The following is a 419-nucleotide window of genomic DNA, read 5'->3' on the forward strand; positions in this document are numbered from 1 at the left end:
GTGCACTGGCGGGCGAGGTGGGTGGCATCGGCGGCGACGCTCTGCAGTTCGACGGCACCACCTACAACGCCATCCGCGGCGGAAATGCCACGCGGATTTCCGGAGTGGCAGACGGGGTTGGTGACAACGATGCGGTGAACGTGACCCAGCTCAGCGCGGTGAACACCACCGCCGTCAATGCCCGTCAGCAGGCCGACAAGGGCGTGGCGGATGCCGCGACCGCGCAGGCGACGGCCAACCAGGTGGGGACCGATCTGGCCGCGCTCGATGCCCGCGCGGTGCAGTTCGGCGCTGACGGCGCGATCCAGGGCAAGGGCGCACGGCTGGCCAACCTCGGCGATGGCGTGGAGGCGAGCGACGCAGTGACCCGCCGCCAGCTCGATGCGCTGGCAGGCGAAGTCGGCGGCATTGCCGACGAT

The 419-nt window shown here is 70.4% G+C and carries 1 protein-coding gene; it reads left to right on the forward strand.

What is annotated here, in order from left to right:
* Positions 1 to 419: hypothetical protein (locus tag EOD15_RS36175; protein ID WP_210212233.1), on the forward strand; the 419-nt coding region annotated here is incomplete at both ends.

Origin of the sequence: Mesorhizobium sp. M7A.T.Ca.US.000.02.2.1, assembly GCF_003996995.1 — a bacterium.
Classification (GTDB): Bacteria; Pseudomonadota; Alphaproteobacteria; order Rhizobiales; family Rhizobiaceae; genus Mesorhizobium.